Below are 23,389 nucleotides of genomic sequence, written 5' to 3' on the forward strand. Positions count from 1 at the left end.
ATGATGTCACTTGGTCAGGATCAGCTTGTTCTGCGACGTCAGCCGCAACCGGTACTGCTCGTCGCCATGCGTGATGATGATCTCGCGCTCGGAGGCGAACAGGTCGCGGCTGTCGATGCGATTGCCCTGCATGATCAGGGTTTTCGCGTCCCTCCCGGTCTCGCCAACATGATCTCCGGAAGCCGACGACATCGTGCTGCTGCTGCGCCCCTGCAAATCTTCAAACGACTGCAGTCTGTATAAGCGGGAGATCGCGCATTCCAACGGCTGCGATTTACAATCGATATAAACTGTAATGCCGCATTCTTGACCGCCCCCGTGCTGCCACGTACTCAATCATGACACGCTGCGAGCCGGGGAGCTCGCATGCCTGACAATGGTAGCCAGCCAGCCGCTCGCGCGTATGCGCGAAGCCGCACGCCAGCCAAGCCAAGAAGACATCATCGGGTTGGGGCTAGAATGGCTGACAGGGCTAGGGTTTCGCGCGCCCTGATTTTGAGCGCGTCTGTGTTTTCAATCGCGGCATATCTGTCGGAGAGTGCGTTTGCGCAAAGCGTTGATCCCGGCGCTGCGCGACCGTCATCGGAGCGGCCCAAGCAGCGCAAGCCGAAGCCGCAGGCCGCGCAGCAGCCGGCACCCGCGATCAGCAGTGCCTATGCCCAGATCGGTGGCGCGCCGGTGCAATCGCTCGACACCATCACCGCGGCTGCGACCAAGACCGACGAAAAGGCGATCGACTCGCTGGCGCCGGTCAGCGTGGTGACGCTGGAGAAGATCCAGGGCCTGCAGCCGAACCGGCTGTCTGACATCTTCTACAACATCCCCGGCGTCTCGTTCCAGGAACGCGGCGACGATCCCTCGACCGTGATCAACATCCGCGGCCTGCAGGACTTTGGCCGCGTCGCCGTCGTCGTCGACGGTGCGCGACAGAACTATCAGCGCACCGGGCACAACGCCAATGGCTCGTTCTTCCTCGATCCGGAGATGGTCGGCGGCGTCGACGTGGTGCGCGGCCCGACCGAACATCTACGGCTCCGGCGCGATCGGCGGCGTGGTCTCGTTCCGCACCAAGGACATCGAGGATGTGCTGCGGCCCGGTGAGCGCTGGGGCGTCGACATGTCCGGCTCCTACGGCAGCAACAAGGATCGCGGCATGGGCTCGGTGTTCGGCGGCGTCCGCGCCAATCCGAATGTCGATATCTTCGGTGGCGCGGTTTACCGCACCCAAGGCAATTACAAGGACGGCGCCGGCACCGAGATCGGTAACACCGGCAACGAGATCGCCGGCGGCTTGATGAAGCTCACGGTGCGTCCAGCCGAAGGCCACGAGGTCAAGCTCGGCGGCGTGTTTCAGGACTACCAGTACAATATCGGCCAGCCGAACCGCGGTGCGACCACGACGTCGGCGCCGGCCGCGGCGATCGCGGGCACGTCGGTCTATGCCTCGGACGTGCAGAACTACACGGGCACCCTGAACTGGAAATACGCCAGGCCCGGCGACAATCTGTTCGACTGGAACATGTCGCTGTACGGCAATCACACCCAGAACGACCAGGTCAAAACCTACAACAACCGCATCAGCACCGGCGGCGGCGTCTGTACGCTGGCCAATCCCGGCAACAACATTTCCGGCTGCGTCGGCGACAAGCGCGGCTATACCCTCGACACCGTCGGCCTTGACGTCAACAACACAACGCGCTTTGGCGTCGGTGACTGGCGCAATGCCGTCACCTATGGGGTCGACGCGTTCCAGGACAATGTGAAGACCTCGGATTCCCGCGGCAACTCGAACATCACGACGCCGAGCGGCCTGCGCACGGTGTCCGGCGGCTTCATCCAGCTGAAGCAGAACTATTCGACCTGGTTCGAGGCCGTCAGCGCGATCCGCTATGACCGCTACGATCTCGACTCCGCGGCGGTCTCCACCGGCGGCGACCGCTTCTCGCCGAAGATCACGCTCGGCGTTACGCCGGTCGCGGGCTTCACGCCCTATGTCAGCTATGCTGAAGGCTATCGCGCTCCGTCGATCACGGAGACGCTGATCGCGGGCGGCCACGCCACCGGCGGCGGACCCGCGCTGTTCAATTGCCCCGATGGCACCAGCGGCCTGTTCTGCTTCCTGCCCAATGCCGGCCTGCGGCCGGAGGTCGGCAAGAACAAGGAAGCCGGCGTCAACCTGAAATACGACGGCATCTTCACCGCCAATGACTCGTTCCGCGGCAAGTTCAACGTGTTCCGCAACGACGTCGACGGCTATATCGATCTCGTCGCGTCGACGCCGGTCGCGACCATGTTCGGCAATTTCAGCCAGTTCTACCAGTACCAGAACATCGCGCACGCCCGCATCGAGGGCGTCGAGGCGGAGACGATGTATGACGCGGGCACCTGGTTCCTCGGCGTCGGCGGGCATCTGATGCGCGGCAAGAACACGCAGACCAATGTCGGGCTCGCCACCATCACGCCGCGCAAGGTCACGACGACAGCCGGCCTGCGCCTGCTCGACCGCACGCTGGTCCTGTCGGCGCAGTGGGCCTCGTTCGGCGCCAACAATGATCTGCCCGCCGGCTATCTGCCTTCGACGGGCTATGAACTGGTCAATCTCTATCTGACCTGGAACGCCACCAAAGACGTCGTCTTCACGGCGTCGGTCGACAACCTCCTGAACCAGTACTACCGGCCCTATGCCATCCCCGGCAGCTCGACCGACGGCACCACGCAGAACGACGTGCTGTGGGCGAGCCCGGGACCGGGCCGGGTCATCAAAGGCGGCCTCAAGATTCACCTGGGTGGAGCATAACGCGACGAGTTGAACGTCCTATCTCAGTTGCCCGGGCCGCGCTGATGCTCCAGCGCGGCTTTGGCACGTTCCTATTTTCAACGCGATCAAACGGCAGGATGCTGCATCCGCCGCAAACAGGAGACGACAGATGTTCATCGCAATGAACAGCTTTCAGGTGAAGAAGGGCTCGGAACAGGCGTTCGAGACGGTGTGGAAGACGCGCGAATCCTATCTCGGCGAGATGGCCGGCTTCGTCGAATTCCATCTCCTGAAGGGGCCCGAGGCCGAGGACCACACGCTCTATGCCACCCACACGATCTGGGCCGACAAGGCGGCGTTCGAGGCCTGGACCAAGTCCGAAAATTTCCGCCGCGCCCACGCCCGCGCCGGCAACGAGACCGGCGGCAGCCTCTATCTCGGCCATCCCCGGTTCGAGGGCTTTGAGGTGCTGATCACCGAAAGCGCCAAGAGCGCGGCGGCGTAACGGTCATGCTGAACACCGAGCTGACCGACCTGAAGGCCTATATGGCCGAGAACCCCGGCGCCGTGATCGAGGACGTCGCGCGTGAGCGCAAGGTCACGCCGCGTGCCGTCATCGAGGCGCTGCCGGCCCACATGGCGCGGCTCGGTCTCGGCGATTTCGCCGCGGCGATGCAGGACATCGCCGAGTGGGGCGAGGTGACGCTGATCGTGCACACCGAGGATGCGATCTTCGAATTCACCGGCGCGATTCCGAAGGGTGAGGTCGGCCGCGGTTATTTCAACCTGATGCAGCCGAAGGGTCTGCACGGCCATCTCAGGCACGAGCGCTGCGCGGCGATCGCCTTTGTCGAGCGGCCCTTCATGGGCAAGACCTCGGCATTCATCGCCTTCCTCAATCTCGACGGCGGCATCATGTTCAAGGTGTTCGTCGGCCGCGACGAGACGCGGGCGATACGTGGCGATCAGCTGCAGCGGTTTCGCGTGCTGGCCGATCGGCTCGCGCCGAAGGCGGCCTAAGGAGGTGACGATGCAGCAGCGTTCGGTCAGTTTCAGCGCGACCGCGCTTGCTTCGCTCGGCGTGCTGCTGTCTCCGGCCACCGGCTTTGCCGCCGACAACGCGCTGCTGCCGCGCAACCTCTCGCCCTGGGGCATGTTTGGTGATGCCGACATCGTTGTGAAGACGGTGATGGTCGGGCTCGCCCTTGCTTCGCTGGTCACCTGGACGATCTGGCTGGCCAAGACCATCGAGCTCTCCCGCAAGACGGCGATCGCAAAAAAGCGCATCGCGCTGCTCGAGCGCGACACGGTGCTGGCCGAGGTCGAGCACGCCAGCCGCGACGGCGACGATGCGGTGGCGCAGCTGATCCAGTCGGCGGCGCGCGAATCCGCGCTGTCGGGCAATGTGTTCGACGACGGATTCAAGGAGCGCATCGCGCTGCGGCTGGAGCGGGTGGAAGCCGCGATGTCACGCCAGATCGCGCGCGGCACCGGTGTGCTCGCCACCATCGGCGCCACCGCGCCGTTCGTCGGGCTGTTCGGCACGGTCTGGGGCATCATGAATTCCTTCATCGGCATCTCCGAGGCCCATACCACCAATCTTGCCGTGGTCGCGCCCGGCATTGCGGAGGCGCTGCTGGCGACCGCGCTCGGCCTGGTCGCCGCGATCCCGGCGGTCGTGATCTACAATCATCTGACGCGCGCGATCGCGGCGCACCGCGCGCTGCTCGGTGACGCCTCTGTTATGGTGATGCTGCTGATCAGCCGCGAGGGCGACCGCAGCCTGTTCCGCCTCGCCCGCGCGGCGGAGTAGGCGATGGGTGCGAAGCTCGGCTCCAGCGGCGCGCTCGGCGGCCGACGCCGCGCCGACGACGATCTGGTCGAGGCGCACGAGATCAACGTCACGCCGTTCATCGACGTGATGCTGGTGCTGCTGATCATCTTCATGGTGGCGGCGCCGCTCGCCACCGTCGATCTCGGCGTTGAGCTGCCGGCCTCGACCGCCGAGCCGCAGCCGCGGCCGGACAAGCCCGTCTTCGTCACGGTGAAGCCGGGCATGACGGTCGCGGTCGGCGAAGACATCATCGCTCGCGACGCGCTGGCCACGACGCTCGATGGCGCCACGCAGGGCAGGAAGGACGAGCGCATCTTCCTGCGCGCCGACAAGGCGGTGAGCTATGGCGACCTGATGGAGGTGATGAATCTCCTGCGCAACGCGGGCTATCTCAAGATCGCGCTGGTCGGCCTCGACGGCAGAAGCTAGCGCATGATCCGGAAAAGTGGGCACCGGTTTTCCGGCAAGATCATGCGCAAACAAGATGAACTTCCATGAATGCGTTTGCGCTTCATGCGACATCGGACGACGCCTCGCTGCGCCGCTGGGGCTTTGCAGCAGCCGCAATCCTGGCTGCGCATGCAGTGGCGCTGATCCTGCTTGGCCTGAACTGGACTCCACCACCAACGCCGGGCGTCGCGGTGCCCGCCATCATGGTCGACCTCGCGCCAATGACGTCGTCGCCGGAGGTGACACCGATGGATGTCGCACCGGGACCGGCCATGCAGGAGGCCGACGCCTCGCCACCGGAGCCTGCGCCAGCGCCCGTCGTGCAGGAGCTGCTTGCGCCGACCCCGCCGCAGGAGAAGCCTGATGTCGTCGCGCCACCCGAGCAGAAGCAGCAGGCTGTCCCGGAGAAGCCGGAGCCCGCCAGGATCGTCCCTGAGCAAAAGCCCGCGCCCGTAAAGCCCAAAGTGGTGCGGCGGGAGGCGAAGAAGCCGTCGGAGGCGCCGCCCGCGCCGCGCACCTCGGCGCCGCCGCGGACCGAGCGGCAGGCGCCCGCGCAATCCGCCATCAGCGCCGGCGCGTCGGCATCGGCGATCGCCGCCTACAACGCCCGCGTCCGCGCGCATCTGATGCGCTTCCACTCCTATCCGTCCGCCGGCGGCGGCCAGCGCGGCGTGGTGCGCCTGACGTTCACGCTGAGCCGCAGCGGCGCGGTGACCGGCAGCCGCGTCGGCTCCTCGGGCATTGCCGCGTTCGACGCCGCGGCGGCTGCGATGATCCGCCAGGCCAGCCCGTTTCCGCCGTTTCCGCCGGAGATCGCGCAGGGGTCGATGGGATTTTCGATTCCCGTCGCGTTCACGGTGCGCTGATCACTCCTTCACCGCACCGGTCAGCGAGGACACGTAGTAGTCCACGAACAGCGAGTAGAACAGCGCCACCGGCAGCGAGCCGAGCAGCGAGCCCGCCATCAGCGCGCCCCACTGGTAGACGTCGCCGGTGATCAGCTCGGTCAGGATCGCGACCGGCACCGTCTTGTTGGCGCCGCTCTGGATGAAGGCGAGCGCGTAGATGAACTCGTTCCAGGACAGCGTGAAGGAGAAGATGCCGGCCGAGATCAGTCCGGGCACCGCGAGCGGCAGCGTGATCCGCCCCAGGATCTGCAGCCGCGTGGCGCCGTCGACCAGCGCGCATTCCTCGAGCTCATAGGGGATCGACTTGAAATAGCCGATCAAGAGCCAGGTGCAGAACGGCACCAGGAAGGTCGGATAGACCAGGATCAGCGCCATCGGTGAATCGAACAGGCCGAACTGCACGATCACGGTGGCGAGCGGAATGAACAGGATCGACGGCGGCACCAGGTAGGCAAGGTAGATGCCCAAGCCCACATAAGGACTGCCGCGGAAGCGAAGCCGCTCGATCGCATAGGCTGCCAGCGTCGAGGCGAACAGCGACAGGAAGGTCGAACCAACAGCGACGAACATCGTCGTCTTCAGCCAGGTCGGATAGGCCGTGTTGAACAGCAGATGTTTGATGTGGGCCAAGGTCGGCGAGGAGATCCAGAACGGATTGTGCTCCTTGTAGTTCAGCAGCTCCGCGTTCGGTTTGAACGAGGTGATCGCCATCCAGTAGAACGGGAACAGCAGGATCAGCACGAAGCAGGACAGCGGCAGGTAGATCATCATCACCCGCCGCGCGCGGGAATCCCACGCCATCGTGTCGGGCGTGGCGCTGGCGACATTGCTGCTGCCGGGTGAGGCGGTGACGTCAGTCATTGGCTTCTCCCTGCTGCCATTTGCGGCGCGCGAGGCCGAAGTAGCTGAACAATGTCGCGAACACCAGGAACGGGATCATCGACACCGCGATCGCCGCACCTTCGCCGAGCTCGCCGCCGGCGATGCCGCGCTGGAACGCCAGCGTCGCGAGCAGGTGAGTCGAATTGACCGGGCCGCCGCGCGTGATGGCGTAGACCAGCTGGAAGTCGGTGAAGGTGAAGATGATCGAGAACGTCATCACGATGGCGAGGATCGGCATCATCATCGGGAAGGTGATGTAGCGGAAGCGCTGCCAGGCGGTGGCGCCGTCGAGCATCGCGGCCTCGTAGAGCGAGGGGGAGATGGTCTGCAGCCCCGCCAGCAGCGAGATCGCCACGAACGGGATGCCGCGCCAGATGTTGGCCGCGATCAGCGAGAACCGCGCCGGCCAGGGCGTGCCGAGGAAGTCGACATTGCTGTCGCGGACGTGCAGCACGTCAACCAGAAGATAGGAGATGATCGAGAACTGCGGATCGTAGATCCACCAGAAAGCCAGCGCCGACAGCACGGTCGGCACGATCCAGGGCAGCAGCACGATGGCGCGCAGCAGGCTCTTGAGCGGGAAGTGGTTGTTGAGCAGGAGCGCCAGCCAGAAGCCGAGCGCGAACTTTCCGAAGGTCGCGACCGCCGTGTAGAAGATGCTGTAGAACACCGCGTTCCACCACAGCGGATCCTTCAGCAGGTACTGGAAGTTCTCCAGTCCGATGAAGATGCCTTTCTGGCCGATCGTGGTGTCGGTGAAGGCGAGCCAGATGCCCAAGCCCAGCGGATAGGTGAGGAATACCGCGAGCAGGCCGATGGCGGGCGCGAGGCACATCACGATCAGGAACGGCTTGTAGTCGAGCAGGCGCGCGATGTAGCCGGGTTGCCGGATCGCCACGCCACGCGAGTTCAGGGTTGTCACAGACATCAAAGATCTATCCCGGTGCTTCTTGCGTCACCACCATCATTGCGAGCGACGCGACTTGTCCGCCTTCGCTAAAGCTTCGGCGGACAAGTCGTCGCTTTGCTCCCTTGCACAAACGCTTCGCGTTTGTTGCAGGCAATGACGGTTGATGTTCAACCGCGGCCCTGCCGGCGGAAGTACCGCTTGCAGCGCTGCTCCGCTTCCGCGGCGGCGGCTTCCGGCGTGGCCGCGCCGGTCGCAACGGAGGCGAACATCTGCACCGTCACATAGTCCGCGCGGACCGCGCCCGTCGCGGTCGAGATCGGACCCTTGTAGCCGGCGTAGTATTTGCTGTTCATGGTGTCCTTGAAGATCGCGACCTTTGGATCGCTCGACCACACCGCCGCATCGGCGTAGGCTGCGAGCGATTGCGACCAGTAGCCGGAGTTGGCGTTGAGCCACGGCTCGTACTGCTCCTGCTCCAGCATGAACTGCAGGAAGGCCTTGGCGGCGTTCGGATACTGGCTGTGCTTGAACACCATGGCGTTCAGCGTCAGGCCCGACATCGGCGAGGCCGGCGCAAGGAACTTCGGCAGCAGCTGATGCTCGGAATCCTCGGCGATCGCGGCGGTCGCCGGATCGTTCTTCAGCGAGAAGTACAGCGAGACGCCGTTCGCCGTCAGGCCGATTTCCTGCGAGGAGTAGGCGCGGTTGTTGCTGACGTCGTTCCAGGACGGCGTGCCGGCGATGAAGGTCGGATACAGCTCCTTCACATAGTTGAGCGCCGCGATGGTCTCCTTGCTGTTGATGGTGACGTTGCCTTCCTCATCCAGCAGCGCGGCGTTGTGCGACCACATCATCCAGTCGGCAAAGCCGTTGCCGTCGCCGACGGCGTTGCCGAGCGCAAAGCCGGCGGGCTTGCCGGCCTTCTGCAGCTTCTTGCAGAGGTCGAGGAACCCGGGAAGGTCTTCCGGCGCCTTGTCGAAGCCGACGGATTTGAGGATCGACTTGCGATAGATCAGCGGGCCGGCGGTGGCGCCGAACGGCAGTCCGATCCAGGCGTCGCTCTTGGCCTTCTTGCCGTAGGCCTTCGCGAGGTTCAGCCAGCCGCCGTACTTCTTGCCGAGATAGTCGGCGACGTCGGTCAGCTCGATCAGCTTGTCGATGTAGATGTGCGGCGCGTCGGAGAAGCCGATGATGATGTCGGGGCCGGCGCCGGAGTTCGAGGTCACCGCGGTCTGCTGGTTGATGTCCTCCCAGCCGACGAAGTCGACCTTGACCTCGACCCCGGTCTCCTTGGTGAACTTCGCCGCATTGGCACGGAACACGTCCTCGTCGGCCTGCACGAAGCGCACCGGGCGCAGCATGCGCAGGCTCGCGCCCTTCTCGATGTCGCGCTTCGGCGCCGGAACATCGGCGGCCTTGATTTTTGATGCGGTCTGCGCCGAAACCCCGGTCGCGGCCAACGCTGCCGCGGACACGCCGAGCGCCAACGCGTCACGGCGAGTGATGATGCTGGTCATGCAAATTCTCCCTTTGTCCGTTCCCGGCGTTGGGTCGCCGGTGAACTCCAACAGCCTGCGATTCGCATCGAAGGCTTTCGCGTTTCCACCACGTGACGTCTGGCGGGCACGGACCGTTCTCCGTGTCGCCCGCAGACGTTTCTTTACCGCTAGCTGTTCGGACCACGATCCATGCTGACGGGCTGCCAGCGGCGGAGCGTGGTGCTCTGCAGCACCGACGGATTGACGCAGCTTACCGGCCACATGCCTTGCAGCACTAGTGACAATTCGTAGCCCACGCGACGCTTGCGCGCTTCGTCGAATCGTGCCGATGCCGAGGCGACATGGGCGGTCAAGGTAACATTGTCCATCCCGAGCATCGGATTGTTGTGCGACGGCGGCTCCTTCTCCAGCACGTCGAGCGCGGCATGCGCGATCCAGCCCTCCTGCAGCGCCTTGATCAGCGATTCCTCGTCCACCGTGGCGCCGCGGCCGGTATTGATGAAGACGGCGGATTTTTTCATCTGGCGGAAATGCTTCTCGGTCAGCATGTGGTGCACCTCCGGCCGTGCCGGCGCGTGCATCGACACAAAGTCCGATTGCGACAGCACCTCGTTCAGTGTCGCCGGGATCACGCCGTGGTCGTACATCAGCGTTTCCTGGATGAACGGATCATACGCCATCATGCGCAGGCCAAACGGAGCTGCGCGTTTTGCAACGGCGCGCGCGACGCGTCCGAACGAGATGAAGCCGAGCGTCTGGCCCATCAGCCGCGGAATCTTCAAGAGCGCCGGCCGGCCTTCGCTCCAGCGTCCGGTGCGCACCATCCTGTCCTGCTCGACCAGGCGGCGGAAGCCGGACAGCAGCAGCATCATGGCGTGGTCGGCAACCTCCTCGATGAAGGTGTCGGGAATGTTGGTGACGGGAATGCCGCGCGCGGTCGCAGCCTTCACGTCGACACTGTCGACGCCGACGCTGCCGAGCGTGATCACCTTGCAGTTCTGCAGGCTATCGATGATCGCCTTGGTGATCGGCATGCCCTTGGCATAGATCGCATCTGCGCTCTTCGCGGCGGCGATGAATTCGGCCTCGTTGGCCGGCGCCTCGATGATCTCGGCGCCGATCGGATCGAGCGCCTCCTTCTCGTAGTCATATCCGCCGCCGGCGACGGTGAAGCTTGCGCCCTTCGGCGTGACCACCTTGAATTTCGACATTCGCTGCTCCCGAGTTGGCTTCTTGGTTCTTGCTTGTTGGGCCACGGCGTTGCGCCGCCGCCTCAAAGACTCGTTTTACGCGTCCTCGCCGTGCTCCTCCACAATCGCCGGTTGGCTGGTCCGGGCGACTACGGGGAACCGCCGTAAGGAACCGGTAAAGGGTCTCACACTAATGTGAGAGGAATCAATCCGCCAATCGCGTCGCGTTCCCCGCCTCCTGGAGACCCCTGTGAACCTGACCAATCTGAAGATCACCCCCAAGCTCGGTATTCTCGTGGGGGTGACGCTGCTTGGCCTGTGCGCCGCCGGTCTGCTCGCCGGTTATCTGGTGCAGCGCGCGATGCTGGAAGCGCGCATCGATCAGACCAAATCGATGGTCGACATGGCCCGGAATTACGCGGCGAGCCTGAAGAAGGAAGTCGATGCCGGCAAGATGACCAGGGAAGCCGCACTCGCCGAGCTCGGCAAGCGCGGCAACGCCATGACCTACGACAATGGCGCCGGCTATCTGTTCGCCACCGGCTATGACGGCATCACGGTGATGGCGCCCGATCCGAAGCAGGTCGGCACCAACCGGATGGACGTCGTGACCAATGGCCGCAAGCTGTCGCAGGAGCTGATGGATGGCGTGAAGGCCAAGGGCGAGATCCTGCTGTTCTATGAATATGTGAAGCCCGGCCAGGAGACGCCGATCCGCAAGATCGGCTACGCCGTCGCGGTCCCCGGCTTCGACATGTATATGGGCACCGGCGCTTATCTGGAGGACATCGACGCCAAGATGCGCCCGATCGCCTGGCTGCTCGGCCTTGCCATCCTCGGCATCGCCATCATCGCAGGCTCGGTCGCCTGGTTGATCGGCCGCAGCATCTCCAGGCCGCTCGGCCTGCTCGGCAACCGCATGCGCGAGATCGCCGACGGCAAGCTCGACGGCGAGATTCCCGGCGTCGGCCGCGGCGACGAAGTCGGCGCGATGGCCGCGACCGTGCAGATCTTCAAGGACAACGCGGTGCGCATCCGCGGCATCGAGGAGTCGGAGACGGCGAACCAGGCCCGCGCCGCCGCCGAGCGCCGTTCGACGATGGAGAACATCGCCGGCGAGTTCGAGCGCAGTGTCAACGGGATCGTCCGCTCGGTCTCGTCGGCGGCCGCCGGCATGCAGACCACCGCACAGTCGATGACCGCGACCGCGAGCGATGCCTCTTCGCGCGCCGCGACCGTCGGTGCGGCCTCCGACAGCGCCTCCAACAATGTCGGCACGGTTGCCGCCGCGGCCGAGGAGCTGTCGAGCTCGGTCGCCGAGATCGCCCGTCAGGTGTCGCGCTCCAGCGAGGTCGCGAGCAAGGCCGTGGCGGATGCCGAGCGGACCAACGCCACCGTGCAGGCGCTCTCCACCGGTGCCGAGAAGATCGGCGAGGTCGTCAAGCTGATCCATTCGATCGCCGCGCAGACCAACCTGCTCGCGCTCAACGCCACCATCGAAGCGGCCCGCGCTGGAGAATCCGGCCGCGGCTTCGCGGTGGTCGCCTCCGAGGTGAAGGCACTCGCCAACCAGACCGCGAAGGCGACCGAGGAGATCTCGGCGCAGGTCGCGGCGATGCAGGCCTCCACCAGCGAGGCGGTCGCCTCGATCGGCGGCATCAGCCAGACCATCGCGCAGATGAGCGAGATCACCAATTCGATCTCGACCTCGATCGACCAGCAGGGCGATGCGACGCGCGAGATCGCGCGCAATATCCAGCAGGTCGCCGCCGGCTCCAGCGAGATCAGTGCTCACATCGGCGGCGTCACCTCGGCGGCATCGGCCACCGGCACCGCGGCCAAGGACGTGCTGTCCAACGCCCGCGAGCTCGATACCCAGTCCGGCATGCTGCGCAACGCGGTGGACGAGTTCTTGGCGAAGGTGCGGGCGGCGTAAGTGTAGATTGCGTTCCCCGGGCGCAGCGCAGCACGCAGTGGTGCGCTGCTGAACCGGGGTCCATTCTCTCGACATAGGTCCCGGCTCTGCGGAGCAGCGTTGCACGCTGCACCGCGTCCGGGACACATTCGTTGAGAGCTCGACACGCTCTTTCCACGTCATTGCGAGCGAAGCGAAGCAATCCACCTCTCCATATATGCGGAGCTATGGATTGCTTCGTCGCTTCGCTCCTCGCAATGTCGAGGTAGAGCCTACTGCTTCTCGATCCCGGCGTCGGCGATCAGCTTTTCCCAGAGCACCAGCTGCTCCTTCAGAAACGCCTCGAACTCCTCCGGCGTGCCGGAGAAGGCTTCCATGCCGCGTTCCGCGAGCTGGCTCTTGATGTCGGGCCGTTCGATCACCTTGCGGATTTCGGCGTTGAGCCTGGTCACCATGTCCTTCGGCATGTTGGCGGGGCCGAGCCAGCCCTGCCATGAGGTGATGTCGAAGCCTTTCACGGTCTCGTCCATGGTCGGCAGCTCCGGCAGCAGCGCCGACTTGCGCTTGGTGGTGACCGCCAGCGCCTTCAGCGCCTTGGCGTTGACATGCGGCAGGCCGGTGGGGACGTCGATGAACATCATGGAGACGCGGCCGGCGATCACGTCGGTCAGCGCCGGCGGCGAGCTCTTGTAGGGCACGTGCAGCAGGTCGATGCCGGCGAGCCGCGCGAACGTCGCGCCCGAGACGATCGCCGACGACGAGCCCGAGGCATAGGAGTATTTGCCCGGCTCCTTCTTGGCGAGCGCGATCAGCTCGGCGACGGAGTTGGCCGGGATTTCCGGATTGATCACCAGCATGAAGGGCAGGTCGCCGGTGCGCGCGATCGGCGTGAAGTCCTTCATCGGATCGTAGCTCATGGTCTTGAGCAGATAGGGATTGGCCGAATGCGTGGTGTTGGTGGTGACGAACAGCGTGTAGCCGTCGGGCGCCGAGCGCGCGACATAGCTCGCCGCGATCGAGCCGTTGGCGCCGGCCTTGTTGTCGATCACCATGGAGACGCCGAGCGCGGTGCCGACCTCCTTGCCGATCAGCCGCGTCGTGGTGTCGGTGCCGCTGCCGGCGGCGAATGGCAGCACCAGCGTGATGTTGCGGGTCGGGTAATTTTGCGCCGAGGCAATGGAGGTGAGCGCGACGGCGAAAGCGGTGGCTGCCGTGGCGCGGAAAAAGAGTTTGGACAATCCGATCATATCTCAAGCGTCTCCCGGGCTTTTCTTGATTGCATGAGGCACGCTAGCCGGTCCGTGCTCAAAGCGGAAGCGTTGCGTTCCCCGGATGCTGCGCAGCGCGCCGCTCTTTGCGGCGTGGTGCGCTGCTGATCCGGGGCCCACCTGCGACGATGGGTCCCGGCTCTGCGGCGCGTCACTGCGTGCCGCACCGCGTCCGGGACACGAGAGCGCTATTTGGAGGCAGAGCCCTGCCGGGATGCGATCACCACGCCGGCCAGCACCAGCGCGTAGCCAACCAGATGGAACAGCTTCAGCTCCTCGCCGAGCAGCACGATCGCCATGACGGAGCCGAACACCGGCACCAGATGGAAGAACGGCGCGGCGCGGTTCGGGCCGATCAGGGCCACGCCGCGGTTGAAGAAGAGATAGGCGAGCGTCGAGGGAAAGATCAGCGTGTAGCCGAGCGTCGCAATGGTCAGCGCATCGAATTTCAGCGTGATGCCGGCGGCGAACTCCCAGGCGGCGAACGGCAGCAGCATCATCGCACCGCAGCAGGTGGTGAACGAGATCAGCGAGAGCTGGTGAATCTTCGGCCGCCGCGGGATCAGCGCCGAATAGAGCCCGAACGACACCAGCGAGGCGCCGAACATCAGGTCGCCGCGGTTGAACGTGATGCTGGCGAGCGCGGAGAAATCGCCGCGCAGGATGATGGTGAGCACGCCGGCGAGCGAGATCGCGATGCCGGCAAGCTGCGCCGGCGTCAGCCGCACGCCGAACAACACCAGCGACCACAGCGCGACGAACAGCGGCCCGGCCGACTGGATCAAGAGCGCATTCAGCGCCTCGGTGTACTGCAGCGCCCAGTAGGAGATCGCGTTATTGAAGGCGAAGCCGACCGCCGACAGCAGCAGCATCAGCGGCAAATGCTGGCGCAACTTCGGCCAGTCCTGCTTGAGATGCGGCCAAGCGAACGGCAGCAGGATCAGGAACACGCCGAACCAGCGGATCGTGGTGAGCGTGATCGGCGGCACGTGGCTGCCGACATGGCGCGCGAGCACGATATTGGCGGCCCAGAACAGCGAGGTCAGGCTGAGCAGCAGATAGGGCTGGTTGTTGAGCCAGGCAAGGGGCGAGCGGGGGGGATTGGTCATCGTCTCGGATTCGAATTGTGCCGGATTTTCCGGCCACAAGACAAGTCCTGCCGATGCAATGCTACAATGTCGTGAAACTTGCCCCGTCATTGCGAGCGAAGCGAAGCAATCCATCCCTCCGCGCATGGGGAACGATGGATTGCTTCGTCGCTTTGCTCCTCGCAATGACGGTTGCTCGAGTTCGGGCCGCTAAAACTTCCGCACCAAGTCCGGCGTGATCTCGCCGATGCTGCGGATGCCCAGCAGCGCCAGGTCGCGGTCGATCTCGGCATGCAGCAGCGAGATTGCGCGGGTCACGCCGGGCTCGCCAGCGGCGACGGCCGCATAGAGGAAGGGGCGGCCGACCCAGACGAAGTCAGCGCCGAGCGCTAGCGCCTTGATCACGTCGGTGCCGCGGCGGACGCCGCCGTCCATCATCACCGTCATGCCGTTGGCTTGCGCGGCGATCTCCGGCAGCGTGCGCAAGCCTGAGAGCGTGTAGTCGAGCTGGCGGCCGCCATGGTTGGAGATGATGATGCCGTCGCAGCCATGCTCGCGCGCCAGCCGCGCATCCTCCGGCGCGATCAGGCCCTTGACCACGAGCTTGCCGGGCCAGCGCTTGCGGATCAGTTCGACATGCTTCCAGGCGAGCTGGTCACGGTTGCCGATGTTGCGCATCAGGTTCTTCGACAGCACCGGCGGGCCCTGTTTCGAGTCCATGTTCTCGAAGTGCGGCATGCCGTGGTTGATGCAGGTGCGCAGCCAGATGTTCAAAAGCCAGTCCGGATGCGTGAGCGTGTCCCAGGCGACGCGCGGCGTGATTGCGAGCGGCACCTGAAAGCCGTTCCGGATGTTGTTCTCGCGGTTCGGCGGCACCGGCACGTCGGCGGTGACGACGAAGGTGTCGAAGCCGGCAGTGGCGACGCGGTCGACCAGCGGCTCGATCCGGGCATCGACGCCGGCGAGATAGGCCTGGTACCAGCTCAACGGATTGGCGGCGTGGACGTCCTCGAGCTTGATCAGCGAGGACGCCGACAGGATCATCGGCACGTTCGCGGCGGCAGCAGCCTTGGTCAGCACGATGTCACCGCGATAGGCAGCGAGCGCGGAGGAGCCCATCGGCGGGATGCCGAACGGCGAAGCGTAGGTCTTGCCGAACAGCGTGGTGGTCTGGTCGCGGCCGGAGACGTCCTTCAGCACGCGCGGCACAAAGCCGTATTCGTCGAAGGCGCGGCGGTTGTCGGTTCGTGCCGTATCGGTCTCGGCGCCGCCGGAGATGTAGCCATAGAGGAATTTCGGCAGGATGCGCCGCGCCTGCGGCTCGAAATCGTCGAGCGTCAAATAGCGCCGCAAACGGCGAGGTACCTGGCTCTCGGCGCGGATGACGATTGCTGGCGGGGGACTTTGGGGAGCGATTCGGTCGTGCACGGCGTTTCCGTTCTTATTATTCGTTATGCCGGTGAGGTTAGCGCCTGCCGCCGGATCCACCAAATCGCTGCTGGTTGAAGGTGTTGACGGACTGGCTGACGTCCTGAAGCATCTTGCGGGTATCCGAGATCGCGGTCACGGACTTCTTGTTGAAGCTCTCGACCAGCTCGCGCATCGAGATCACGGTCGGCAGCAGCTCGCCGCCATATTTGTCGCTGCCCAGCGTCTTGAGGAATTTCTGCGTCGCGGTCATCTTGTCGTCGACCGCGCTGACGCCGTCGACGGCGGCGTCGATGAAGCCCGAGATCAGCTCGCCGTCACCGGACAGCGAAGCGGTGAAGGTCTCGAATTTGAGCAGCGTCTCGTGGACTGCGCCCTCGTTGTCGACGATGATCTTGTCGACGTTGCGCAGCGCGACGCGGAGCTTCTCCTGGATGCCCATGGTGCCTTCGGGATCGGCGGTCAGCTCATGGATGCCGTCCGCGCCCGTCGGCGGCGGCGGCGCCTCGTCGCTGCCGCCGGTGAACGAGATCGCGGCGATCCCGGTCAGGCCCTGGAATTCGAGCCCGACCTGGGTGTCCTTCCTGATCAGAGCGGGGTCGTCGATCCGCGTCATCGCGATCACGCGGTGATGATCGAGCTTCAGCGACACCACCTCGCCGATGCGGACGCCGGCAAAATTGACGCTGGCACCCTTGCGCAGCCCCGATGCCGAGCCCTCGAACACGACACGGAACGGCACCTGCCGCTTGATGGCGGCATAGCGCTGATAGCCCAGCCAGCCGCCGAGGCTGCCCGCGATCAGGGCGAGCGTCACGGTGCCGATCATCACATTGCTGGCGCGCGCCATTCAGGAGCCTGGTTGTCGGAGCAGGCCTAGAGATAGCGGATTTGACAGAGATAGTCACCGCGGGCTCTTCGCCTCGCCCCGCCTGCGGGGAGAGGCCGGAACGCATGCAGCGCAGCGGAATGCGATCCGGGTGAGGGGGAGTCTCCACGAGTCCAATTCTGACCGTCTTTGCGGATGCAGCCCCTCACCCTGACCCTCTCCCCGTGAAGAACGGGGAGAGGGGACGGTGAGAGCTTCGCGTGTCGCTAAGTCGCCTGCTTCCTTGACGCGACGAACACCCCGGTCAGCACCAGCGCGAACCCGACGAAGTGAAACAGTTGCGGATGCTCGCCGAGGAAGGCGACCGACATGACGGTGCCGAACACGGGAACCACGTGGAAGAACGGCGCGGCGCGGTTGGCGCCGATCAGGGCGACGCCGCGGTTGAAGCAGAGATAGGCCAGGGTCGAGGGGAACACCGCGACATAGAACAGGGTCAGCAGATTGCTGGTGGTGAGCTGCATCAGCGGCCGCGTCGTCAGTTCCCAAATCAGGAACGGGATCAGGCAGGCCGCGCCGCAGCCGAAGGTGAAGCCGACGAAGGAGAGGCCGTGGATGCTCGGCCGCTTCAGGGGCAGCACCGAATAGAGCGCGAAGATGATCAGCGCGACGATGAAGATCAGATCGCCCTTGTTGAACTCGATCTTCGACAGCGTGGTGAGATCGCCGTGCAGGATGATGACCAGCACGCCGCACAGCGACAGCAGCACGCCGAGGGTCTGCGCCAGCGTCAGCCGCACGCCGAGCAGCAGCAGAGACCAGATCGCGACCACCAGGGGCGCCGCGGACTGCAACAGCAGCGTGTTGAGCGCTTGGGTATACTCCAGCGCCCAGTATTGCAGCGTGTTGAAGGCGCCGATGCCGGTGATCGAGAGCACGATCATGATGCCGAGCTTTTGGCGGATCGCCGGCCAGTCGTGCACCAGGTGCTTCCAGGCGAACGGCAGGATGATCAGGAACGCCGCCGACCAGCGCAGGAACGACAGCGTCACCGGCGGGATGTGGCCCGCAGCAAGTCGCCCGACGATCGCATTGCCGGCCCAGCACAGCGCGGTGATGCACAGCAGCAAATACGGCTGGTTGGCGATCCAACTCGTCGAGGCTGGTGGGGAAGCGGCGGTATCGGAGGCAGACATTTCGGGGCCCGGTTCATGACGCCGCGGCCCGCCCGGCTGGAATCGCCGGGCCGGAGAAGATCGGCCCGGCGCAAATCACAGACACGGATTTTCGCCGCGCAGCAACGGCAGCAGACGCATCGCGACCATGCGCGGGTCGCGAGGGCATCGCGTTTTCAAGCGAAGCCTGTCCCGGACTTGATCCGGGATGGACGCCGGTTTGCGTAAAGAAAACGCGTCAGAATAAGGATCAACTCGCCGCGTCGGGCGGGTCGGATTGGTGCTTGAGGATCTGCTCGGCCAGTTCGACCAGGACGCGCTTCGCCTTGGGGTCCCGCATTTCGCGGAACGCGCGCAGCATGCGCAGCTCCAGCAGAAACTGCAGCGGCAGCGCCGACTGGACCCTGGCGCGGGCATGGGCCGCCGAGCCTGCCTGCGGGTTGACGATGTCGGCGGTGATACCGAGCACTTCCGCCACCCTCATCAAACGGCCGGTGTCGACCTTGGGCGCGCCGTACGGACTGCTCCGCTCCTCCGCGCCGACCGCGCCCAGCGCCTCGGCCAGATCGGCCTGCGACAGCCCGATCTCCCGCCATCGCTCCTGCACCAGCTGCTCGATATGTTCGTTCGGTGTGCTCATGCTGCGCTCGGGCGGTCTCTCACAAACAATCTCTCACAAACGATTTGTCAGGCGATCTTCGATTTCGGTTCTTTCACGAAGCCCGCGAACAGATTGACCAGCGGCTCGCCCTTGTAGGACTTCTGCAAGTCGTCGGGGTGCACGAACTCGTCGCGGAACCAGGGATATTTGCGGCTGTCGAACGCCTGGATCGTCCAGTCGATCAGCTGCCGCACACGCGGGATGCGCTTCGCATCGGGATGATAGGCGAGCCAGATGTCGAGCGAGAAGTTGATGCCGATATCGAGCGGGATCAGCGGGCCTGCGACCGCCGGGACATAGGTCGGCAGCCAGCCGACGCCGGCGCCTTTGGCAACGGCCCAGACATGTGCGCTGGAGACATTGTTGCGCATCGCGACGAAGCCCACCGGATCGCGTCCGGCGTATTGGTCGTACATCTCCTGCGCCTGCGTGCGTGTCTGGTCGGCGTCCTGCAGGACGATGCGATGGTTCTGCCTGATGTCGTCCTGGTCCTTCGGCATGCCGTAGATCTCGACATAGGACGGGCTGACGAAGGGCATCACATGCAGCCTGCCGATCTTGACGCGCTTGAGGTCCGGCTTGTTCGGTTCTTCAAGCTGCACCGCAACATCGGCTTCCAGCCGCAGCACGTCGGCGGAGCGCATTTCGCATTTGAGGTCGACGAGCAGGCCCGGATAAACGCGCTGGAATTCAATCAGCCTGGGTGCCACCCAGAAGGTGCCCAGCCCCTCGGTAATGGCAAAACGAACCTCGCCGGTCAGCGACGGGGTGGTCTGGCTGAGCGCGCGGTCGAGCCCGAAGGCGGCCTCTTCCATCCGCCGCGCGGCCTCCAATACCTTCTGGCCTTCGGGCGTCAGGCGAATACCATCGACATGGCGCGTAATCAGAGTTGTCTTGTACGCGCTCTCCAACTGAAGAATGTGTTTGCGCAGGAAATTGGCCGACGCATTCAGCTCGATGGCGGCGGCGCGAAAGCTGCCGATCCTGGCCACCTCCAGGAAAATCCTGACCGAGTCCCACTGGGCGATGCGCCCCGGTGGGTGTGCACGTTGATGAACACCCCTGCGCTCAGGTGAGTGCATACAATTCGCCTCGTTTGCCGCCTTCTACATTAAGGGACCCGTCGTTCTATTCTTGGCAGAAACGCGGCAGATTCACAACCACGAGAGAGACCGATGACCGCGCTCGACCTCGATTTTGTCAGAAAGGCTGCCAGGAAGCGTCCCGCGACAGGCCCGACCCGTTCGCTGGACAAGATGACCATGCTGCAATTGGCGCGCCGCACGGTGATTTTTACCGTCGACGCGGCTGGAATCGGCGCGCTGATGGATGCAGCGCGCATCGATCTTCCCGGGATCACGACCAACCGCATTGTCCAGAGCGTCGCTAACCATAACCCTGATGTGTTCTGGGCCATCGCGCGCAGGGACCACTTCGACATCGCGCAGCCCAGGGGCGAGGGCTTTCTCGCGGCATTGCCGCTCACGCACGAAGGAACGCGGCGACTGCTCGACGGCACGCTCGATACCAAGAATCCCGACCTCACCTGCATTGCACGCCAGTCGGAGCGGCCCGCCGGCATCTATGTCTGGTGCATCCACGCCAAGGGCACGCTGGTCGCCGGCATCCCGCTGGTGTTGCAGAAATTCTCCGCACCGCTCTATCAGGGCATCAACATCTATTCGCGCCCGATCACCAAGGAAGGCCTGCGCGTGCTCGAGCCGCTCGGCTTCACGCCGGGCGCGCGCTACGACGGTGTCTACGCGCCGAACCTGCAGATGCTCGATCGCTCGCACGAATTGCCGGCGACGGTCGAAGCGGAGCCGGTCGACCCGGTGACGGTGCAGGTCGTGCGGTCCATGGACGAGATGGCGCGTGTGATGGCGATCCGCAGCGCGGTCTACATGGGCGAGCAGCATTGCCCGTTCGAGGAAGAGTTCGACGGCAACGATTTCTCCGCGACCCACCTGATCTGCCATCAGGGCCGCGAGCCGGTGGGATGCCTGCGCATCCGCTACTTCGCCGACTTCGCCAAGTTCGAGCGGCTGGCGGTGCGCAACGAGAGCCGCAATGCCGGCATCGCCGGACGCATCGTCGATGCCGCAATCGAGCTGTGCCGCAAGAAGGGCTATCGCACCTTCTATGCGCACTCGCAGAAGCGCCTGCTGAAGTTCTGGGAGCAGCGCGGCTTCCTGCAAATGCAGGGCGCGCGCCAATTCGTGTTCTCCGACTTCGACTATGTCGAGGTCCGTCTCGATGCCGAGCGCCACCCGGCGCGGATCACGCTCAGCGAGGATCCCTACGTGCTCATCCGTCCCGAAGGCCAGTGGGACACGCCCGGCATCCTCGAAATGTCGGCGGCCCGCGGCGCCGCGTCACACGCAAGTGCGAGGTTTGTCACATGAGCAAGGTGATCGATCTCAAAACCTATATCGGCGCCTCGTCGAGCCGACTCCTCGTTATGGTCGACCTGCAGGAGGATAACTGGGAGCGCCTCGTGCGCGACCAGCCCTTCGGGCTCGACCGCGTGCTGGATAACTGTCGCACCGCCATCCAGCACGCACGCGACAACGGCATCCCGATCGCTTTCACGCGGCCGAGCGAGAGCTTCGGCGCGGGCGAGCGGCGGGCGCAGTCGCCGTGGCTGCCGGGGCTCGAGCCGAAACGCGCCGACATGGTGTTCGAGCGCCAGCAGCCGTCCTGCTACGGCAACTCGCTGTTCAACGACGTGGTCTCGCGGATCGGCAGCTTCGCCATCGGTGGTCTCGCCGCCGAGCGGATTTGCCTTGCGACCGCGATCGACGCCGCCGACCGCTACCACCGTATGACGTTCCTCGAAGATGCCTCCGCCAGCGGCCGGCGGCCGCACGCCGAGGCGCATTTGGTGCATGGCATCGCCACGTCAGCCGTTGAATTGTTCGCGGACATCGCCAGCACGAGCCATTGGCTCATCGCCACGGCGCCGCGGCCCGTGAGAGGGCATCGTTATGGATGAATTGAGTACCCGTCGCTTGCGTAACGTGATTCCCGTGCTGACCGAGCAGCGCAATATTCTGCTCGGCTCCGGCCTGTCGTTTGCCGGCCATCTCATTGATCTCACCATCCTGCAATTGCGCCTGAGCCTGAACGAGATTTCCGAAGATGAATTGTGCGAATTCTCCAATCGGGTCAGCCTCGACCTGGTGAGCGGAAAATCGTCGGATTGATCTTTCGCGGATCCTTAAGGAGGCATGTGATGCCGCGCCTGAAATGGATCGTCCTTGCAGTCCTGTTCGCGGCGCGCGCCGCCATTGGATTCCAGTTCCAGTCGGTCGGCTCCGCCAATTCGGCGTTGATGGCCGATCTCGCGCTGGATTACGCCGCGCTCGGCCTGCTGCTCGGCGCCTATCTGTTGCCGGGCGTCGTGGTGACGTTTCCCGCCGGCCTGATCGGCCAGCGCGTCGGTGAACGGATGCTGATGCTGACCGGCCTCGTGCTGATGGCCGCCTCCGGCGTGCTGCTCAGCTGCGCCGATCACCTCGCCACGGCCTTGCTCGCGCGGTTGATCGGCGGCGCCGGCGGTGCCGTCGTCGGCCTGATCGCCACCAAGATGGTGGCCGACTGGTTCGACAAGCGCGAGATCGTGCTGGCGATGTCGCTGCTGCAGATGAGCTGGCCGTTCGGCGCCATGCTGGCGCTGCCGCTGCAGACCTGGCTGCTGCATGAGGTCGGATTGGCGGCGGTGATGTTCTCCACCACGCTCTTTACGGTCGCCGTGCTGGCCGCCTTCGCGCTGCTGCCGCGCCATGCGCCGCAGGTCGAAGCACAGGCGGCCGGGACAGGCACGCGGCTGCCGATGGCGACGCTGTTGCCGGTGATGGTCACCGGCGTGATCTGGGGCGCGATGAATCTCGCTTGCATGCTGTTCTTCAGCTATGCGCCGCTGCTGCTGAGCGGACGCGGCTGGACCCCGACGCTCGCGGCCTCGCTGATCAGCCTGTCGATCTGGTTCACCATCGTGGCGATTCCGCTCGGCGGCTATGTCGTCAATCGCGCGCGCCAGCCGGTCGCGGCGATCGTGATCTGCGGCCTCGTTGGCGGCGCGACGCTCGCGCTGTTCACGGCCGGCGTCTCTCCGACCTTGCTCGCGCTCCTGTTCGGCGTCTCGATCGGCCCGCTCTCGGGCGCGATCCTGTCGCTGCCCGCGCGCGTGCTCGCACCCCGCGATCGTTCGCTCGGCTTCGGCGTGTTCTACACCTGCTTCTACATCCTGATGGCGGTCGGGCCCTTCGCCGCGGGACGTTTGCAGGACTTGTGGAACACGCCGTCGGCCGCGCTCATCTTCGGTGCCGTGCTGCTGGTCTCGATGCTGCCGCTGGTGGCGCTGTTCGTGACGCTGTCGAAGCGCAGCGAGGCCACGGCAACGCAGCCGCAGGCGGAGCTGCGCACCGCTTCATAGAGGCGATCCTCGCGCCGCGACGACACTGCGCCCCCTCGCCCCGTTCTTACGGGGAGAGGGTTGGGGTGAGGGGCTCTCTCCGCGCAACAGTCGCCTCAATGTGTATGCGCGGTTCGAACGAGTCGGAGCGACTGTCGTTGCGGGAGTGTATTGCCT

The 23,389-nt window shown here is 64.9% G+C and carries 22 protein-coding genes and 1 pseudogene; 11 read left to right on the top strand and 12 right to left on the bottom strand.

Annotation, left to right across the window (positions count from 1 at the left end; translation table 11 throughout):
* Positions 1-6: 6 nt before the first annotated feature.
* Positions 7-192: a hemin uptake protein HemP gene (hemP, locus tag JQ604_RS18755; protein ID WP_249158357.1), complete on the bottom strand. Its 186-nt coding sequence runs from the start codon at positions 190-192 to the stop codon at positions 7-9.
* A 267-nt stretch (positions 193-459) separates the two neighbouring features.
* Here hemP and JQ604_RS18760 point away from each other — a divergent pair.
* From JQ604_RS18760 to JQ604_RS18785, 6 genes and pseudogenes are all read left to right on the top strand, one after another.
* Positions 460-2,797, top strand: a pseudogene (locus JQ604_RS18760) (TonB-dependent hemoglobin/transferrin/lactoferrin family receptor).
* A 130-nt stretch (positions 2,798-2,927) separates the two neighbouring features.
* Positions 2,928-3,263: an antibiotic biosynthesis monooxygenase family protein gene (locus JQ604_RS18765; RefSeq protein ID WP_212359349.1), complete on the top strand. Its 336-nt coding sequence runs from the start codon at positions 2,928-2,930 to the stop codon at positions 3,261-3,263.
* 5 nt (positions 3,264-3,268) lie between these two features.
* The gene (hutX, locus tag JQ604_RS18770; RefSeq protein WP_212359351.1) at positions 3,269-3,778 is read left to right on the top strand and encodes a heme utilization cystosolic carrier protein HutX; all 510 of its coding nucleotides are present in this window, start codon (positions 3,269-3,271) and stop codon (positions 3,776-3,778) included.
* Between the two features lie 10 nt (positions 3,779-3,788).
* Complete coding sequence (exbB, locus tag JQ604_RS18775; protein WP_212359353.1) at positions 3,789-4,571, top strand: tonB-system energizer ExbB; 783 nt, start codon at positions 3,789-3,791, stop codon at positions 4,569-4,571.
* A 3-nt stretch (positions 4,572-4,574) separates the two neighbouring features.
* Positions 4,575-5,021 (top strand): TonB system transport protein ExbD, encoded by a 447-nt coding sequence (exbD, locus tag JQ604_RS18780; protein WP_212359356.1) that lies wholly within the window; start codon positions 4,575-4,577, stop codon positions 5,019-5,021.
* 65 nt (positions 5,022-5,086) lie between these two features.
* Positions 5,087-5,908, top strand: coding sequence for an energy transducer TonB family protein (locus tag JQ604_RS18785; RefSeq protein ID WP_212359357.1), 822 nt, complete (start codon positions 5,087-5,089; stop codon positions 5,906-5,908).
* On the opposite strand, the gene JQ604_RS18790 is transcribed toward JQ604_RS18785, so the two are convergent.
* The 4 genes from JQ604_RS18790 to JQ604_RS18805 form a co-directional block, all read right to left on the bottom strand.
* Positions 5,909-6,751: a carbohydrate ABC transporter permease gene (locus JQ604_RS18790; RefSeq protein ID WP_433996262.1), complete on the bottom strand. Its 843-nt coding sequence runs from the start codon at positions 6,749-6,751 to the stop codon at positions 5,909-5,911. It abuts the gene before it with no gap.
* A 52-nt stretch (positions 6,752-6,803) separates the two neighbouring features.
* Positions 6,804-7,760, bottom strand: coding sequence for a carbohydrate ABC transporter permease (locus tag JQ604_RS18795; protein WP_212359361.1), 957 nt, complete (start codon positions 7,758-7,760; stop codon positions 6,804-6,806).
* A 149-nt stretch (positions 7,761-7,909) separates the two neighbouring features.
* A complete protein-coding gene (locus JQ604_RS18800; RefSeq protein WP_212359363.1) occupies positions 7,910-9,259 on the bottom strand; it encodes an ABC transporter substrate-binding protein in 1,350 nt (449 codons plus the stop codon).
* 149 nt (positions 9,260-9,408) lie between these two features.
* A complete protein-coding gene (locus JQ604_RS18805) occupies positions 9,409-10,452 on the bottom strand; it encodes a C-terminal binding protein (RefSeq protein WP_212359365.1) in 1,044 nt (347 codons plus the stop codon).
* 229 nt (positions 10,453-10,681) lie between these two features.
* Between JQ604_RS18805 and JQ604_RS18810 the strand changes: the two genes are divergently transcribed.
* A complete protein-coding gene (locus JQ604_RS18810) occupies positions 10,682-12,367 on the top strand; it encodes a methyl-accepting chemotaxis protein (RefSeq protein WP_212359367.1) in 1,686 nt (561 codons plus the stop codon).
* A 251-nt stretch (positions 12,368-12,618) separates the two neighbouring features.
* Here the strand turns inward: JQ604_RS18810 and JQ604_RS18815 are convergent, their stop codons facing one another.
* The 7 genes from JQ604_RS18815 to JQ604_RS18845 all read right to left on the bottom strand — a co-directional run bounded on the left by JQ604_RS18815 (position 12,619) and on the right by JQ604_RS18845 (position 19,877).
* Complete coding sequence (locus JQ604_RS18815) at positions 12,619-13,593, bottom strand: tripartite tricarboxylate transporter substrate binding protein (RefSeq protein WP_212359370.1); 975 nt, start codon at positions 13,591-13,593, stop codon at positions 12,619-12,621.
* A 209-nt stretch (positions 13,594-13,802) separates the two neighbouring features.
* Positions 13,803-14,723, bottom strand: a complete 921-nt coding sequence (locus tag JQ604_RS18820; protein ID WP_212359372.1) for a DMT family transporter — start codon at positions 14,721-14,723, stop codon at positions 13,803-13,805.
* A 189-nt stretch (positions 14,724-14,912) separates the two neighbouring features.
* Positions 14,913-16,085: an alpha-hydroxy acid oxidase gene (locus JQ604_RS18825; protein ID WP_212359979.1), complete on the bottom strand. Its 1,173-nt coding sequence runs from the start codon at positions 16,083-16,085 to the stop codon at positions 14,913-14,915.
* Between the two features lie 82 nt (positions 16,086-16,167).
* On the bottom strand, positions 16,168-16,980 hold the full coding sequence (locus tag JQ604_RS18830) for an MlaD family protein (protein WP_212359375.1): 813 nt from the start codon (positions 16,978-16,980) through the stop codon (positions 16,168-16,170).
* Between the two features lie 245 nt (positions 16,981-17,225).
* On the bottom strand, positions 17,226-18,155 hold the full coding sequence (locus JQ604_RS18835; protein WP_212359377.1) for a DMT family transporter: 930 nt from the start codon (positions 18,153-18,155) through the stop codon (positions 17,226-17,228).
* Between the two features lie 229 nt (positions 18,156-18,384).
* Complete coding sequence (locus JQ604_RS18840) at positions 18,385-18,774, bottom strand: hypothetical protein (protein WP_212359379.1); 390 nt, start codon at positions 18,772-18,774, stop codon at positions 18,385-18,387.
* Positions 18,775-18,821: 47 nt separating this feature from the next.
* Positions 18,822-19,877, bottom strand: coding sequence for a LysR family transcriptional regulator (locus JQ604_RS18845; protein WP_212359381.1), 1,056 nt, complete (start codon positions 19,875-19,877; stop codon positions 18,822-18,824).
* Between the two features lie 93 nt (positions 19,878-19,970).
* Here JQ604_RS18845 and JQ604_RS41570 point away from each other — a divergent pair, with 93 nt between their 5' ends.
* Genes JQ604_RS41570 through JQ604_RS18865 form a run of 4 tightly spaced genes read left to right on the top strand, consistent with a single transcriptional unit; the run spans position 19,971 to position 23,233 of the window.
* A complete protein-coding gene (locus tag JQ604_RS41570; RefSeq protein ID WP_249158358.1) occupies positions 19,971-21,200 on the top strand; it encodes a GNAT family N-acetyltransferase in 1,230 nt (409 codons plus the stop codon).
* A complete protein-coding gene (locus JQ604_RS18855) occupies positions 21,197-21,790 on the top strand; it encodes an isochorismatase family protein (protein WP_212359384.1) in 594 nt (197 codons plus the stop codon). Before JQ604_RS41570 ends, JQ604_RS18855 begins: the two co-directional genes overlap by 4 nt.
* Positions 21,783-22,001 carry a hypothetical protein gene (locus JQ604_RS18860; protein ID WP_212359387.1) on the top strand — a complete coding sequence of 73 codons (219 nt, stop codon included), beginning with the start codon at positions 21,783-21,785 and terminating at the stop codon, positions 21,999-22,001. Before JQ604_RS18855 ends, JQ604_RS18860 begins: the two co-directional genes overlap by 8 nt.
* 29 nt (positions 22,002-22,030) lie before the next feature.
* Positions 22,031-23,233, top strand: coding sequence for an MFS transporter (locus JQ604_RS18865; RefSeq protein ID WP_212359389.1), 1,203 nt, complete (start codon positions 22,031-22,033; stop codon positions 23,231-23,233).
* The last annotated feature ends 156 nt before the right edge of the window (positions 23,234-23,389 follow it).

The organism is Bradyrhizobium jicamae, from assembly GCF_018130695.1.
GTDB lineage: Bacteria > Pseudomonadota > Alphaproteobacteria > Rhizobiales > Xanthobacteraceae > Bradyrhizobium > Bradyrhizobium jicamae_B.

What these genes read in the sequence shown, in the direction of transcription:
- JQ604_RS18785 (WP_212359357.1), top strand. Translation starts at nt 5,087, where the DNA reads ATGAATGCGTTTGCGCTTCATGCGACATCGGACGACGCCTCGCTGCGC.
- JQ604_RS18845 (WP_212359381.1), bottom strand. Translation starts at nt 19,877, where the DNA reads ATGCACTCACCTGAGCGCAGGGGTGTTCATCAACGTGCACACCCACCG.
- JQ604_RS18830 (WP_212359375.1), bottom strand. Translation starts at nt 16,980, where the DNA reads ATGGCGCGCGCCAGCAATGTGATGATCGGCACCGTGACGCTCGCCCTG.
- JQ604_RS18860 (WP_212359387.1), top strand. Translation starts at nt 21,783, where the DNA reads ATGGATGAATTGAGTACCCGTCGCTTGCGTAACGTGATTCCCGTGCTG.
- JQ604_RS18790 (WP_433996262.1), bottom strand. Translation starts at nt 6,751, where the DNA reads ATGGCGTGGGATTCCCGCGCGCGGCGGGTGATGATGATCTACCTGCCG.
- JQ604_RS18815 (WP_212359370.1), bottom strand. Translation starts at nt 13,593, where the DNA reads ATGATCGGATTGTCCAAACTCTTTTTCCGCGCCACGGCAGCCACCGCT.
- JQ604_RS18765 (WP_212359349.1), top strand. Translation starts at nt 2,928, where the DNA reads ATGTTCATCGCAATGAACAGCTTTCAGGTGAAGAAGGGCTCGGAACAG.
- JQ604_RS18835 (WP_212359377.1), bottom strand. Translation starts at nt 18,155, where the DNA reads ATGTCTGCCTCCGATACCGCCGCTTCCCCACCAGCCTCGACGAGTTGG.
- JQ604_RS18865 (WP_212359389.1), top strand. Translation starts at nt 22,031, where the DNA reads ATGCCGCGCCTGAAATGGATCGTCCTTGCAGTCCTGTTCGCGGCGCGC.
- exbD (WP_212359356.1), top strand. Translation starts at nt 4,575, where the DNA reads ATGGGTGCGAAGCTCGGCTCCAGCGGCGCGCTCGGCGGCCGACGCCGC.
- JQ604_RS18805 (WP_212359365.1), bottom strand. Translation starts at nt 10,452, where the DNA reads ATGTCGAAATTCAAGGTGGTCACGCCGAAGGGCGCAAGCTTCACCGTC.
- JQ604_RS18795 (WP_212359361.1), bottom strand. Translation starts at nt 7,760, where the DNA reads ATGTCTGTGACAACCCTGAACTCGCGTGGCGTGGCGATCCGGCAACCC.
- JQ604_RS18855 (WP_212359384.1), top strand. Translation starts at nt 21,197, where the DNA reads ATGAGCAAGGTGATCGATCTCAAAACCTATATCGGCGCCTCGTCGAGC.
- exbB (WP_212359353.1), top strand. Translation starts at nt 3,789, where the DNA reads ATGCAGCAGCGTTCGGTCAGTTTCAGCGCGACCGCGCTTGCTTCGCTC.
- hutX (WP_212359351.1), top strand. Translation starts at nt 3,269, where the DNA reads ATGCTGAACACCGAGCTGACCGACCTGAAGGCCTATATGGCCGAGAAC.
- hemP (WP_249158357.1), bottom strand. Translation starts at nt 192, where the DNA reads ATGTCGTCGGCTTCCGGAGATCATGTTGGCGAGACCGGGAGGGACGCG.
- JQ604_RS18820 (WP_212359372.1), bottom strand. Translation starts at nt 14,723, where the DNA reads ATGACCAATCCCCCCCGCTCGCCCCTTGCCTGGCTCAACAACCAGCCC.
- JQ604_RS41570 (WP_249158358.1), top strand. Translation starts at nt 19,971, where the DNA reads ATGACCGCGCTCGACCTCGATTTTGTCAGAAAGGCTGCCAGGAAGCGT.
- JQ604_RS18840 (WP_212359379.1), bottom strand. Translation starts at nt 18,774, where the DNA reads ATGAGCACACCGAACGAACATATCGAGCAGCTGGTGCAGGAGCGATGG.
- JQ604_RS18800 (WP_212359363.1), bottom strand. Translation starts at nt 9,259, where the DNA reads ATGACCAGCATCATCACTCGCCGTGACGCGTTGGCGCTCGGCGTGTCC.